The sequence below is a fragment of the Providencia sp. PROV150 genome (genome assembly GCF_028481025.1).
Classification (GTDB): Bacteria; Pseudomonadota; Gammaproteobacteria; order Enterobacterales; family Enterobacteriaceae; genus Providencia; species Providencia hangzhouensis.
Genome location: NZ_JAMPPJ010000012.1, coordinates 157,099 through 170,509, shown reverse-complemented (window position 1 = coordinate 170,509; position 13,411 = coordinate 157,099). Strand labels below are relative to the sequence as shown.

14 protein-coding genes are annotated in these 13,411 nt (G+C 35.7%); 6 read left to right on the top strand and 8 right to left on the bottom strand.

The annotated features are described in order from the left end of the window. Positions 1-106 precede the first annotated feature (106 nt). On the top strand, positions 107-1,591 hold the full coding sequence (locus PSE83_RS10250) for a sugar ABC transporter ATP-binding protein (protein ID WP_004905242.1): 1,485 nt from the start codon (positions 107-109) through the stop codon (positions 1,589-1,591). 10 nt (positions 1,592-1,601) lie between these two features. Then, on the top strand, positions 1,602-2,573 hold the full coding sequence (locus PSE83_RS10245) for an ABC transporter permease (RefSeq protein ID WP_004905244.1): 972 nt from the start codon (positions 1,602-1,604) through the stop codon (positions 2,571-2,573). Between the two features lie 156 nt (positions 2,574-2,729). Here PSE83_RS10245 and PSE83_RS10240 read toward each other — a convergent pair whose 3' ends face one another. The 7 genes from PSE83_RS10240 to PSE83_RS10210 all read right to left on the bottom strand — a co-directional run bounded on the left by PSE83_RS10240 (position 2,730) and on the right by PSE83_RS10210 (position 8,796). Continuing rightward, on the bottom strand, positions 2,730-3,737 hold the full coding sequence (locus tag PSE83_RS10240; protein ID WP_004905247.1) for a LacI family DNA-binding transcriptional regulator: 1,008 nt from the start codon (positions 3,735-3,737) through the stop codon (positions 2,730-2,732). A 222-nt stretch (positions 3,738-3,959) separates the two neighbouring features. Beyond that, positions 3,960-4,754 (bottom strand): sulfite exporter TauE/SafE family protein, encoded by a 795-nt coding sequence (locus PSE83_RS10235; protein ID WP_004905249.1) that lies wholly within the window; start codon positions 4,752-4,754, stop codon positions 3,960-3,962. 42 nt (positions 4,755-4,796) lie between these two features. After that, positions 4,797-5,144: a thioredoxin family protein gene (locus PSE83_RS10230; protein ID WP_096864752.1), complete on the bottom strand. Its 348-nt coding sequence runs from the start codon at positions 5,142-5,144 to the stop codon at positions 4,797-4,799. A gap of 390 nt (positions 5,145-5,534) precedes the next feature. Further along, a complete protein-coding gene (locus PSE83_RS10225; RefSeq protein ID WP_036958541.1) occupies positions 5,535-5,756 on the bottom strand; it encodes a hypothetical protein in 222 nt (73 codons plus the stop codon). Between the two features lie 546 nt (positions 5,757-6,302). Further along, positions 6,303-6,968 carry a heme exporter protein CcmB gene (gene ccmB / locus PSE83_RS10220; protein WP_004905254.1) on the bottom strand — a complete coding sequence of 222 codons (666 nt, stop codon included), beginning with the start codon at positions 6,966-6,968 and terminating at the stop codon, positions 6,303-6,305. After that, positions 6,953-7,585: a cytochrome c biogenesis heme-transporting ATPase CcmA gene (ccmA, locus tag PSE83_RS10215; RefSeq protein WP_004914240.1), complete on the bottom strand. Its 633-nt coding sequence runs from the start codon at positions 7,583-7,585 to the stop codon at positions 6,953-6,955. The genes ccmB and ccmA overlap by 16 nt, the downstream gene beginning before the upstream one ends. 32 nt (positions 7,586-7,617) lie before the next feature. Continuing rightward, positions 7,618-8,796 (bottom strand): ion channel, encoded by a 1,179-nt coding sequence (locus PSE83_RS10210; protein WP_004905258.1) that lies wholly within the window; start codon positions 8,794-8,796, stop codon positions 7,618-7,620. 360 nt (positions 8,797-9,156) lie between these two features. Here PSE83_RS10210 and cptA point away from each other — a divergent pair, with 360 nt between their 5' ends. Beyond that, positions 9,157-10,866 carry a phosphoethanolamine transferase CptA gene (cptA, locus tag PSE83_RS10205; protein WP_036958542.1) on the top strand — a complete coding sequence of 570 codons (1,710 nt, stop codon included), beginning with the start codon at positions 9,157-9,159 and terminating at the stop codon, positions 10,864-10,866. A gap of 49 nt (positions 10,867-10,915) precedes the next feature. Here cptA and PSE83_RS10200 read toward each other — a convergent pair whose 3' ends face one another. Continuing rightward, the gene (locus tag PSE83_RS10200) at positions 10,916-11,602 is read right to left on the bottom strand and encodes a DUF421 domain-containing protein (protein WP_004905262.1); all 687 of its coding nucleotides are present in this window, start codon (positions 11,600-11,602) and stop codon (positions 10,916-10,918) included. 301 nt (positions 11,603-11,903) lie between these two features. Between PSE83_RS10200 and PSE83_RS10195 the strand changes: the two genes are divergently transcribed. The 3 genes from PSE83_RS10195 (at position 11,904) to PSE83_RS10185 (ending at position 13,150) form a co-directional block, all read left to right on the top strand. Further along, the gene (locus tag PSE83_RS10195; protein ID WP_036958543.1) at positions 11,904-12,227 is read left to right on the top strand and encodes a hypothetical protein; all 324 of its coding nucleotides are present in this window, start codon (positions 11,904-11,906) and stop codon (positions 12,225-12,227) included. 143 nt (positions 12,228-12,370) lie between these two features. Continuing rightward, complete coding sequence (locus tag PSE83_RS10190) at positions 12,371-12,808, top strand: GNAT family N-acetyltransferase (RefSeq protein WP_004905264.1); 438 nt, start codon at positions 12,371-12,373, stop codon at positions 12,806-12,808. Positions 12,809-12,883: 75 nt separating this feature from the next. Continuing rightward, complete coding sequence (locus tag PSE83_RS10185; protein WP_096864748.1) at positions 12,884-13,150, top strand: DksA/TraR family C4-type zinc finger protein; 267 nt, start codon at positions 12,884-12,886, stop codon at positions 13,148-13,150. Positions 13,151-13,411 lie beyond the last annotated feature (261 nt).

Below are 13,411 nucleotides of genomic sequence, written 5' to 3'. Positions count from 1 at the left end.
TGCAATACATTTTCATAAATATTAATTATTAAATGCATATTGGAATAAAAATTCCAAATGGCTTTGTTACCCATTTTTAAGCAGTTGAGAAATATAGGGAAGCAATATGATGCAATTATTAGCATTAAAAGATGTCAGTAAAACTTTCCCTGGGGTTAAGGCGTTAGATAATATTAATCTCTCCCTAGAAAAAGGGGAGGTTCACGCATTATTAGGTGAAAACGGCGCAGGTAAATCAACGCTAATGAAAGTGTTATGTGGAATACATAAACCTGATAGCGGACAAATTCTGATTGAAGGCAAAGAACACACCTTTCATAACTACAGAGATGCCATCAAAGCTGGCGTAGGTATTATTTTCCAAGAATTTTCTCTTATTCCTTATTTAAACGCTTTTGAAAATATATTTTTAAATCGAGAGTTAAAAAATAAGTTTGGTTTATTAGATAGAAAATTAATGCGAAAAAAATCGCAGGAAATCCTAGCTGAGCTGGGTGTAAATATCAATATTGATGAACCTATTAGCCATTTAAGTATCGCAGAGCAACAGTTTGTTGAAATCGCAAAGGCTCTGTCTTTGGATGCTAAAATTTTAGTGTTAGATGAGCCAACTGCGACATTAACCCCCAATGAAGCAAACCATTTATTCGATGTAATGCGTGATTTAAAAGCTAAAGGGGTTGGAATGTTTTTTATTTCCCACCATTTAGAAGAAATTTATGAAATCTGCGACACCATCAGTGTACTACGTGACGGACAATATATAGGGTCGCGTAAAGTCGATGAAACAGATTTAGACGTTATTATCGAAATGATGGTTGGCCGTGAAGTTGAGAATATTTATCCTCATAAACGCCAATTCAACGAGCAAGAAGTCATCTTAGATGCAGAAGTTCAGCGTTTCTCATATAGCCCAACTAACCACCTTCAATTAAAGAAAGGTGAGATTTTGGGACTTGCGGGGTTGGTGGGATCGGGCCGCACAGAAACTATTCTTGCCATGATCGGTGCTGATAAAGCATATAAGAAGAAAGTTATTTTAGAAGGCAAAGAAGTTAAAGTTAAATCGGCTGCGGCTGCATTGCAATTAGGTATCGGTTTATTACCAGAAAGCCGAAAAACTCAAGGCCTTGTACTGCCCTTCTCCGTTAAAGAAAATATATGGTTAAACAATCATGCTCAAAAATTATTTTTAATTCAAAATAAAAAAGAACTCACTTTATCTATTGATTTAATTTCCCAAGTAAAAGTTAAAACACCAGAACCTCACACCCCGGTTTCTACTTTAAGTGGTGGAAATCAGCAAAAGGTTGTTATTGCTCGCTGGCTAAATAAACAAGCCAAAATTCTTATTTTCGACGAACCCACTCGAGGTATTGATGTTGGGGCAAAATCAGAAATTTATCAGTTAATGCGCTCTCTAACTGAAAAAGGAATTTCCATTATTATGATTTCATCGGAGCTACCAGAAGTTATTGGTGTCAGTGATAGAGTTTTGGTTTTTCGAGATGGTGAAATTGCTGCTGAGTTAACTGGAGACGAAATAAACTCAACTCAGATCATGGTACATGCGGCCGGCAATATTATATAGGATAACGACTATGTCTAATCAAAGTGCAATTCCATTAACTAAAAATAAATTTAGTTTTTCTAAGCTAACAAAAATACCTGCATTTTTACCACTTGTTGGTTTAATTCTTTTATTTGTCTGCATGTCCATTTTTAATGAACATTTTTTAACTGTAAATAACCTTTCGACCATTGCTCGTCAGGTTTCTATTAATGCCATCATCGCTATTGGTATGACATTTGCTATCTTAACAGGTGGAATTGACTTGTCCGTTGGTGCTGTTATGGCGCTTTCTGGAACCTTGATGGCTGGCTTAATGAAATATTATGGAATGGACCCTTACGCCGCAATTGCTCTGGGCTTATTATCCGGTGTTGCTTTTGGCTTCATTAATGGAATTTTAGCCGCTTATGGTAAAATGCCACCAATCATTGTCACTTTAGGCGCCATGATTATTGCTAAAGGGCTAGCCTTAATTTATACCGGTGGCTACCCAGTGTCAGGATTACCTCAAGAATTTGCTTTTTGGGGACGCGAAGAATTAATGGGAATTCAAGTTCCTATTTTATTAATGCTTGGCCTTTATCTTATTTTCTATGTTGTACTAAATCATGTCTCTTTTGGCCGTTATATTTACGCCATTGGCGGTAATGAAGAAGCTGCACGCCTGAGTGGTATCCGCGTTGAACGTTATAAAATGTTAGTTTACGTCATTAGCGGTTTTACTGCTGCATTCGCTGGGTTAATATTTACCTCTCGAGTAATGAGTGGGCAACCCAATGCAGGGGTAGGATTTGAGTTAGATGCTATTGCTGCGGTCGTACTCGGCGGCGCTTCAATTGCAGGAGGCCGTGGTATGATCATTGGCACACTGATTGGCGCAATGATCTTAGGCGTACTTAATAATGGTTTAAATTTATTAGGTATTTCACCTTATGTTCAATATATTGTAAAAGGTTTAATTATTTGGGGCGCTACCTTAATTAGCTCAATGAAACGCTAAATTAATAATACCTCATCGCCATTAAGATAGGCAGGTATCATTACCTGCCTATCTATAATTGCCATACTTCAAGTTGCATGGGTGTTGACTGTGTTCATATATGACTCGAATTCTTTAGAGTATATAAATCATAACGGATTTTCTTTCTAACTCTTATTAATAAACAACAAGTTTCCCATCAACAAATATTTGTTTTGTTTTATGATCTTTATGTGAGTCTCGCTCTATTTCAGAAAACAATAACTCAGTTGTTAATTCACCAAGATATACTGAATCGTGGTGTACACCAGAAATAGATAAATGGTAAGTATCTGCATAGGGTGGTAAATCTACAGAAAAATAACGGCAAGAAAGGCCTAGCTCTAAAATAATTTTATACATCCCTGCCGTGATAATTCCATTCAACCCAACAATATACATATTTGGTGTATAAAGCTCTTGAACTTTTTTTCTTAGATAATCTTCATCATTCTTATTAAACATATAACTGCTGTATAAGACATTAATATTTTTTCTATTTGGAAAATTTTCATATATACCCGCTAAACGAGACAAACTAATTTCAGATCCTTCTGGCCCTGAAACAATCAGTGTGTTTTCACTATTCTGCTGGTTAAGAAATTTTCCTGTTAAAGCGCCAATTTCAAAGTTTTTCAAAAACAGCCCTGAATACTTATTTTGATAACCATAAATTGAACGGTCAACAAAAACTAAAGGCACATTATGTTGATCAATTAATGATAAGTAACTTGGTTGATAGTCTTTATCATCACGAACTGGCGATAGTAGGATCCCACTCGCTTTGTAGCTGACTAAAGTTTCGATTGCTGTTTTTTCTGCTTTTTCATCACTATCTGAATCAAAAATCATGACTTGATAGCCTTTTTCTTTCGCTAAGCGTGAGACAGTTTGAATCAGTACGATATAAAATGGGTTAAATGTGCTATCAGTAACCACACCTATTATGCGGCTATTTTTGTTTTTCAGATTACGTGCAAAAAGATTTGGCACATAATTGAGCTCTTGTGCTATCGCTAATATTTTATCTCGAGTTTCCTTCTTTACCATCTCAGGATGATTAAATGCTCTAGAGACTGTAATATCAGTTACATTAGCACGTTTAGCTATATCAATTATCGTTGTTGAGCTATCTTGTTTTGTCATAATTATACTAGTCAACCTTTAATGATTACCCAGAAGAGTATATTAGCAATCCATTTCACTATTATCAGGGTAGAAAAATGCGATGGTTCATTATACCTTTTTGAGCTTGAAGATAAATCAAATTTACTTTTTTAAAGAAGAATAAATGATTGAACATTCAAAATAGTGACACACTGCATGAATTATAAAAATTTATTTAATAAGTGATATTTAAAACCTATTTCAAATGACATTAAATTCAATCAATACTGATGAAATCAACCCTAAGGCAACAAAGATAACAGCACTTGAAAATAGTATTTGAATGGCTTTATTAGAAATATAATGCATTATTAATCGACCAATTAATAAGCCAACAACACATGAAGCAATGAAAACGATGCTAATTTCTTTAGGATATTGAAACCCATTCCAGACATTAATAAAAATACTAATACTACCAATACAGAAGATAACCATTAATGATGTTGCGATAATACTCTTCATATTCAAATTAGTGAATTTTCGCAATGCAGGAACAATAATAAAACCACCACCGACACCTAACATGCCAGTAAGTAATCCTGTAATGACACCAATTCCCCCAAAGATTAACGCTGTTTTAGTGTTCCAAATAAATTTCCCAGTTTCTGTATTAATTAAACAATGTGCATCATTTTGCTCATCACCCCGATTGAAAAATATACGTCCCCCGACATAAAGCATAACAAGGCTAAAAATAAGCGTTAACCAAACTGGAGGAACAATATGGGCAAGGTAAATACCATACTTAGCAGAAGGAATACTCAATAGCGCTATCCAAATAGCTGCTTTATAGCGAATATTCTTTTTTATAAGCCCTTGAATAACACTAATAAAAGCCGCTATTGTAATAGCTAAAAGCCCTACAGGTGCTGCTAATGCTACACTCCAATTTTGGCTTGCCATTAAAGCAGGAACAGCAAGAATTCCACCTCCCGCTCCCGTTAAACCTAGTAGACAGCCTATCAATAGCCCTTCTAATATCAGTATTAACATTATGAATGTCTTATCATTATTATTAAATATATTCGCTGAATATTAACGCTTACCGAGCGTTTTCTCCAATACCATTAATGCCCTATTAAATGGTACTTCTCCTGCAATAATATCGATTAACCGAGTATCTTGGAAAACCGCAATTGTCGGCACTGATTTTATACCATATCGAGGAGCTAAAGTGGGCGATTGAGCAATATCAACAATACCAAAATCGATGTTATTTTCTTGAAAACACTCAGAAAGCTTAGTAAAAATAGGATACATATTTTTACACGGTAAACACCAAGAAGCCGAAAAATAAACAACTACAGTTTGTTGCTCATCTTGCTCTAGGGGGTAAAGTGTACTCGAGAAATTATCACTATCTAATGATAAAATATTCGACATTATATGCTACCTTTTGTGATTTTTTCCTAAACTAACATATTGGAACAATACACTAGATAATAAGTCACCTTTTGTCCATTAATTATTTAGTATTATTTGGCATTTGATTACTTTCATTTAAGAACAATAAACCAATTTAACATTTTATCACAATAAAGCATAAAAATATGATTCATAATAAATAGTAAAAACAAACTCGCTATATTAACTTTAAAAAATCATACGATATATAAACCACTTTTAGCTTTTTATTATACATTGGATTTTTATTCCTGAATATTATCAGCATTGATGAACCTAGATTATTTAATATAATTTAAAGATGTTTATCATTAAATAATAAACTATTTTTTACTCTTATTCTTTATTAGCCATTCAATTTTAGCCCATTTAGATGGGTATCCGTTTCTGTTCTTTTTCTTTATCAAAAATCATATTCAGCTTCTCATGGGCATTGTCTGTATATCGACTTAAATCAGTAACATCTTGTTTCTGATTTGCCTTATCGCAAATAACAATCTCACCTTCCGATACCGCTGTATGAGTGGTGTTGCTGGCTTTGCCTGCATTGATGCCAGTTTGTTTATCCACCGATTGGTAATCGCTGTGCATCTCGGTTTTGCTGGCATTGAGACTCAGTGAACCACCGCCCGCTTGGCTACCATAGGGAGACAAAAGGTAAGCAAAATCGATCTATAGCTAAAATTACGTTTTAAAATCATTAGAATTATTAATTGTATTGGTTTGAGATAAAGTAATATACGAAACTTCACACACCTTAAGTCAAATTACAATCACACTCATTTAAGCTTTTTTATAACTCATCTAACTTCATATATTATGATTATGATTATGATTATAATTATAATTATAATTATAATTATAATTTAACATAAAAATATTTTTTGTAATAAACAATATAAAACGGTAGCAATTGAAATAAATTATTTGAGTTCAATGCGATTTTTTATAAAACTTACCTTTATTTGTATCAAAAACACAAATAAAGCCCATTAACTAGTTGAATAAAATGAAATCTTAAGAAAAAACACCCGTTAAATGTATAAGTAATTATTATATTTCAATTCTGAATCGACAATAGATAACAAGGCAAAAATTAATTTGCTCTTGTTATCTATTTTGACGAGAGAAAAATAATTAGCTATTGCTAATATTAAGCTTCAATGCAGCTGCAATAGCGAGTGGCGAAAAGGTGATGCTGGCGGCAAATAACGCGGCAAGAATGGCAAAATAACCATCGAGAGGCATTTTAAAACTGTGGGCTTCCATCGTACCTGTTGCATAAATCAACACAGGAATATACAGCGGTAAAACAAGCAAGCTCACCAAGACACCGCCTTTTTTTAAGGAAACGGTTAATGCTGCACCAATCGCCCCAATAAAACTCAATACAGGTGTGCCCAATAATAATGTCCCTGCTAATACAAATAGTGTGTCTGCGCTAAAAGACAACATTAATGCCGCAACAGGGGATAATAAGATCAAGGGCAGCCCTGTAACTAACCAATGGGCAATCACCTTCGCAAATACAGTGATAAATAAAGGATGCGGTGCGAGTAACAGTTGCTCAAGGGAGCCATCAAGGTAGTCATCCTTAAATAAACGCTCTAGTGATAATAGTGAAGACAAAATGGCCGCAACCCAAAACACCCCAACAGCAATGCGCGCTAATAATTGAGGTTCAGGGCCAATACTCAGGGGAAATAGTGTGATAACAATTAAGAAAAACCATAGCGGATTAACGAGCTCAGAAAAACCTCGAAACGCAATTTTGAGCTCTCTTTTAATTAATAACCAAAACATGATTCAACCCCACCCGTCAGTTTTAGTGAACCAAATTGCCCTGACATCGCTTGGTGGGAGGTAAACAAAATAATCCCCCCTTGCTCTGCATGCTGATGAAAACGTTCTGTTAAACGAGCAACCCCCGCCACGTCAATTGCGGTAAAAGGCTCATCAAGTATCCACAAAGGAGCTTCGCTTAGCCATAACCTCGCTAAATTAACACGCCGTTGTTGCCCAGCAGAAAGTTGGCTAACAGGAATATCTTCATAACCAATTAACGAAACTTCCTCTAAAGCAGACCAAATACGCTCACCTTCATGCCCTTTATGGTGCATTTGGTAATAAAATTTGAGGTTTTCATAAGGTGTTAATAATGATTTAACCGCTGGTTTGTGGCCTAAATAAAGTAAATGACGAGTAAATTCTTCTTTTAGTTTATCAATCGATTGATTATTCCAACAGACAGCCCCTTCATCAGGTTTTAATAACCCAGCCATCATTCGTAGCAAGGTTGTTTTCCCCGCTCCATTTGGCCCTTCAACTTGCAAGATTTCACTAGGTTGCACTATAAAATCAAGTTGATGGAATAACACCCTATTTTGCCGATGGCAACTCACTTGTTGAGCACTTAGCATGAAGCACAATTCCCGTTATTTTTATTTTAAGGTTAGCTTTTTGCAACTTTGTTCAACAGCATATCACTAATAGAGTCGCTCGATATTGCTTCACCGCAAAGCACTTGCATCAAAACCTCTGAACCTAGCGTAGATAATGAAAACAACATATCAGGTTTAAGTAAGCGAACTTTATCCATATTGCTTTCTTGGTTAATTAGCACCACGGTTTTTACCGAGCCACCTTCCCCTGCTTGTTCTTTCACTCCCAATAAAGCGAAAGTACTGAGCGAATCGCTATCTGTCATCACTAACACACACTTTGCGTGTTTAACATTAGCAGCGGCGAGCAATTCGGAACTGGTTGGGTCACCGGTCACAATATTATCTTTTTCGGGATAATGACTGCGATGGTTTTCTTGGCAAATCACAGCCACCGGCAGCTCTCGTTTTTTCAGCCCTTGATAGACATTGACAGCCATTGGTGTGCTACCAATCACCACATAATGATTTTTCATATAAGAAAACCTCTTACGCACGATTTCTTTCGTACCTTTCGCTAACACCCCAACAATATAAACCACTGAAGTGGTAAAAATTGTAATTCCTAAAATAATCACCGTCACCGTGAATACACGCGCATCCACGGTAACCGGAACAATGTCACCAAACCCGACCGTTGTCATGCAAACTAAAGCAAAATAAAAGGCCGTTGTGCCGTCTTTAACCACTGGTGAAAATTCATCACCAATATATAAAGTACCAAAAATGGAATACAGCAATAATGCAATAATACAGGTTATTGCCACAAACCCGGCACTGGTTAAGCTATGGTGATGATACAACTTCCAAAAAAGGCACAAAGCAACCAATAAAAAGAGGGAAAAATAACCTTGATGTATGTTTTCTTGTGTTAACCGCAGGTCAACAAATGAAATAATCCCAAGTAAAAATAAGGAGAACACCCAAGCAATACGGGCTCCGTTAACCATAAATAGCGACAGGAAAATCAGTGAAATTCCCAATAAAAAACGAGGAATATCCAGTAACTTCATAAAGCCGAGTGATTTTAACCACTGTGTTAGCCCTGACTCGCGCCAATCAATGTAGTCGGTATAAGCACTTAATACAGGCTTTAAAATCATTGCGCCATCAATAATAATTAGCAATGAAAGCAACACCCTGATTGATAGGGGTGATTTTAAAAAAGCCACAAATGAATTATCTAACATGTATTGCTCTCACCCTTCATTAATGCATTCGTCAAATTTTCTTATATACCATAAATATATCAAAGGATAGTACCAATGGCGTAAAGACGATGACAAATGCTAATTGGACATTTTACTATTTTAACAATGGCTAGCAAAACATCGTCTATAATTGAATATCACGATAGCTGCCCAATTCCAAGCGAACAAAACGGCTTTTAAAAAACACTAGTAAACAAACGGTTATATGATTATTAAGGAAATATTATTTATAGATAATATATTTTGGAACTTAAACTACGTCTTTATATCTAAAAACCGATTTCTCAATTATTTTTCAATTCGATTTAACAATAATAGAAAACAAGAGTTTAAAAACCTATGAGTAACACTACACACTCGGAAAAATTTAGCTGGACCTCACTGTTCTGGTTACTAATCTACTTTTGGTATTTTTCATCACTATTACAACTATATGTGCTCGTAACAGGACAAAGTAATTCTATTGGCCTAAGAGATTCACTACTCTATAGCTCTCTTTGGCTGGTTCCTGCCCTACTGTTCCCTAAAAAAGTTAAGTTAGTTGCGGGACTAATTGGTATTGTTTTATGGCTTTCTTCGGTAGTTGCCCTCGCCTACTTTGTGGTTTATGGGCATCAAATATCCCAAAGTGTCATGTTTGTGATGTTTGAAACCAATACTAATGAAGCAGGCGAATTCCTTAAACAATATTTTAGCTTCAAAGTCTTAGGAGTCATACTCGCCTATACTGTAGTCGCAATTTTTCTATGGACACGTCTAAAACCGGTAACACTGCCAAAGTCAGGGCGAATCGGTATTTCATTGTTAATTTTAGTTATTTTGTTCGGTATTCCTTATTATAACAAAGGTATTAAACAAGACCGACCAATGGCCAATGTCGCATCATATTTAAATAGTAAACTCGCCTACGCTGCGCCATGGCAGTTTGTGAGTGGTTACTTTTTATATAAAAACCAGCTAGCAAACATGGAGGAATTAATCCGCGACAACAGTAAAATTCCACCATTAGAAAACTTTGTCGATGCAAACGGTGATACACCCCGCACATTTGTATTAGTAATAGGTGAGTCCACCAGCCGCGATAGAATGAGCCTATATGGCTATTCACGCCCAACGACACCTGAGTTAGATGAACTTGCAAGGGATTATCCTGCTAATTTATCCGTATTCAATGATGTTGTGACGTCGCGACCTTATACTATTGAAGCACTACAACAAATTCTGACGTTTGCGACACAAACTGAGCCTGAACTGTTCAATTCGCGCCCTTCTATGATGAACATGATGAAGCAAGCGGGCTTTAAAACGTTTTGGATCACTAACCAGCAGACGATGACTGAACGCAACACCTTATTAACGGCATTCTCTCGCCAAACAGATAAGCAATATTATTTGAATAATGATATGGCTCAAAGCTCACGTATCTATGATGACGTGGTTTTTGCACCATTCAAAGAAGCGCTTGCAGACCCAGCAGAAAAGAAATTTATCGTTGTCCATCTGTTAGGAACACATATGCGCTATGAATTCCGCTACCCAGAAGATAAAGCCATTTTCAAAGATAAAGACAGCGTGGTTCCCGCTAACCTAAATGATGACGAAGTGAAAGATTATAATGCTTATGATAACGCACAACATTATAACGATTATGTTGTTTCAACATTAATCAAGGACTTTGATTCTTCAAAAGAAAATGGTTTTCTGGTGTTTTTCTCAGACCATGGTGAAGATGTTTATGATACCCCGCCTCATGAAATGTTAGGGCGTAGTGAAGGTAAGCCAAGTAAGGTCATTTATAATGTGCCTTTCCTAGTTTGGCAATCACCTGAGTGGCTATCAACTCATCAATTTGATTTGAATGATAAAACAACCCGACCATTCAGTAACATGGACTTTATCTACGCGTGGTCTGATTTAGCAGGTTTAAACTATACTGGGTTTGAGCCCGAAAAAAGCCTGTTTAATGAGGCATTTAAACCTCAACCTCGTTATATTGGTGACCCAGATAATAAATCCTCATTAATGCTTTATGATGATTTAAAACAATAATTAGGTCTCTGTCGGTGAAATGTTATCTGCATTTCACCGACCTATTCATTTAAGCTATAACTTTCAGATGCTGTGCTCCCTTGCGGTTTATTTTACCATCCCGCAAAATAAACGTGACTTCACCACGCCAAAATTCAGCTAAGAAAATATCGTTTATTGATTCAATATCTTGTAATTCAATTTGCTGCATTAACCAAGCTTCATCTCTTTCGATAGATTCCAAACCATAGCTTCTAATAACCCCTTCTTTTATCAGGATCACTGATGGCATATTTTTTTCATCACAAATAATGGTTAGCTGCCCATCAGGTTCTATTTGTGCATAATAAATTTCTTGAAAGGAATGAATGCCTTGTGCATGAATTCGAGATGAAATATTGATGAGGTCTATCTTATTGGCTTTTTCTAAGATGTTTTCCATTATAAATTGGCCTTTTTTAATGATAGGTATGGGATTACCAATGGCCACATTACGAAAAAAATTAAATCTTTTTGTTAAAAAGTTCAAAAAGCTTATAAACAAAACACCAATAATTAAAATAGTCACATACTGGTACAATGGGATAGTATCACTGTAAATCACCCCACCAATAATACCTCCTAAAACAAAATTACCAATAAAATCAATAGGAGTCATTTGGGAAAGCTGCGTTTTTCCCGATAGATTCATATGAGTGATAACAATGGCAAAACCGATAATAAATTTTAAAATAATCAACGAATAATAGTACGCCATAATGCTATTCCTTTGTTATCTAAGCCATACATTTGTTTTCATTATTTATTTAATAATAAGTTCGAACAGTTTAGCTTGGTTTTCTATATTTTATAACTCTATAACATGGAACAAGAGATGACTTTCCAAAAAAAAGCATTCACTTGAGTTTACAATCAAAAAAAATATAACGATTTCAGTTTTTTACCTAATTATTTTATAACTCACTTAATTTCAACTATAGTTAAATATACACATTGGCGATTATGCCAATATCGAGCTTCAATAACATTTTTACCAGCATCGTGCTAAGGATATGTTTATGAATATAAAACTCATCACTTCACTTCTTTTCGCGGGAATTGTTACAGTTATCGTAGGTTGTGATGACTCATCCAAACCAAGTGACACCGTTAAACAAGCTGAAGAAAAAGCCCAGCAATTAAAAGAAGATGGTGAACAAAAAGCTGATGAATTAACGAAAGATGCGCAAAATAAAGCTGAAGAGTTAAAACAAAATGCGTCAGAACTGAGCCAAGAAGTTAAAACGGATGCGATTAATAAAGCTGACGAAGTCGCAACCGATATGAAAGAAAAAACGGAATCACTCAAAGCAGAAAATGACGCAGAAACCAATAAAAAATAATTTTCCGCTCAGTTCCCTTCAAGAATGTGGGCTTTAAATGCCTGCATTCTTATTTGGTGCAAAAAGACAACAAAACCCACCTAACTCTTTCGCCATTCCACGATATAATTATGTTTCTTATTCGCTAGCTACCAGGAAAACTAATGCAAATTAAACATAGCATGGGGTACACAAACCCAGAACTCCTTACTGATGCTTTCAACCTGCGCCAACAAGTTTTTACTCAAGAACAGGGGTTTCCCGCTGATATCGATGTCGATGAATATGATGAGTCCGCATTACATGTCGTTTTGTATTTAGATGGGCAGCCAGCTGCGGTATTACGTTGTGTACTACTTGAAGACAATCTCATCAAAGTTGGCCGTGTCGCAGTACAAAAATCACACCGAAGTAAAGGGTTAGGACGTGAATTAATGAAATTTGTAGAGCAATATGGCCGTTCTCATCATTACCATAAAATCGCTCTTTCAGCGCAATATACTGCCATTGATTTTTACCATACTCTGGGGTACCAAACTGAGGGAGAAATGTATGATGAAGAGGGAATGGACCACATTTATATGACATTATCTTTAGAGTAATAATTGCCCTTGAATTAAATTTTCTCGCCTCTATATTGGTATATAGATCAATATTTAATCAAACAGAGGTGAATGATGGCAAATGGTTGGGCAAATGAAGATGCTGTTCAAGAACAAATTGATGCCACTCTTGATGATGCGGTAGCGAAAGCTCGTCGCCAATTGCACTCAGGTGAAAGTGCCGAGTTTTGTGAAGAGTGTGGTGAGGCAATTCCTGAGGCTCGCCGTTTAGCATTACTCGGCGTAAAATTCTGTATCAACTGCCAAAATGAATTAGATAAAAAACAATCTACATTTAGTGGCTATAATCGGCGTGGCAGTAAGGATAGCCAATTACGCTAATCACATTTCCACCTCCATTTATCTAAGGTTTTTACTTATCTAGTACTTACTTTCACTCATTTGCGTTAACTTATTGGTAAAACATGTAAATACTGCACTGTTAATTATTAATTTAATGATAATTAACATGATATTTTTATCCTCTATTTAATGTTATTTCCCGATCTTGTTGATCATTCACTCGTATCATGGCAGTATAACCGCCTATTTTTTAACTTATGAAGGTGATAAAGACTCGGGTTTCATCGCTATTTTTGGCAG

Excerpts from the sequence above, each read along its gene's own strand:
- PSE83_RS10190 (WP_004905264.1), top strand. The coding sequence starts at position 12,371 with ATGCAAATTAAACATAGCATGGGGTACACAAACCCAGAACTCCTTACT.
- PSE83_RS10235 (WP_004905249.1), bottom strand. The coding sequence starts at position 4,754 with ATGTTAATACTGATATTAGAAGGGCTATTGATAGGCTGTCTACTAGGT.
- cptA (WP_036958542.1), top strand. The coding sequence starts at position 9,157 with ATGAGTAACACTACACACTCGGAAAAATTTAGCTGGACCTCACTGTTC.
- PSE83_RS10210 (WP_004905258.1), bottom strand. The coding sequence starts at position 8,796 with ATGTTAGATAATTCATTTGTGGCTTTTTTAAAATCACCCCTATCAATC.
- PSE83_RS10230 (WP_096864752.1), bottom strand. The coding sequence starts at position 5,144 with ATGTCGAATATTTTATCATTAGATAGTGATAATTTCTCGAGTACACTT.
- PSE83_RS10250 (WP_004905242.1), top strand. The coding sequence starts at position 107 with ATGATGCAATTATTAGCATTAAAAGATGTCAGTAAAACTTTCCCTGGG.
- PSE83_RS10240 (WP_004905247.1), bottom strand. The coding sequence starts at position 3,737 with ATGACAAAACAAGATAGCTCAACAACGATAATTGATATAGCTAAACGT.
- ccmA (WP_004914240.1), bottom strand. The coding sequence starts at position 7,585 with ATGCTAAGTGCTCAACAAGTGAGTTGCCATCGGCAAAATAGGGTGTTA.
- PSE83_RS10200 (WP_004905262.1), bottom strand. The coding sequence starts at position 11,602 with ATGGCGTACTATTATTCGTTGATTATTTTAAAATTTATTATCGGTTTT.
- PSE83_RS10245 (WP_004905244.1), top strand. The coding sequence starts at position 1,602 with ATGTCTAATCAAAGTGCAATTCCATTAACTAAAAATAAATTTAGTTTT.
- PSE83_RS10225 (WP_036958541.1), bottom strand. The coding sequence starts at position 5,756 with ATGCACAGCGATTACCAATCGGTGGATAAACAAACTGGCATCAATGCA.
- PSE83_RS10185 (WP_096864748.1), top strand. The coding sequence starts at position 12,884 with ATGGCAAATGGTTGGGCAAATGAAGATGCTGTTCAAGAACAAATTGAT.
- ccmB (WP_004905254.1), bottom strand. The coding sequence starts at position 6,968 with ATGTTTTGGTTATTAATTAAAAGAGAGCTCAAAATTGCGTTTCGAGGT.
- PSE83_RS10195 (WP_036958543.1), top strand. The coding sequence starts at position 11,904 with ATGAATATAAAACTCATCACTTCACTTCTTTTCGCGGGAATTGTTACA.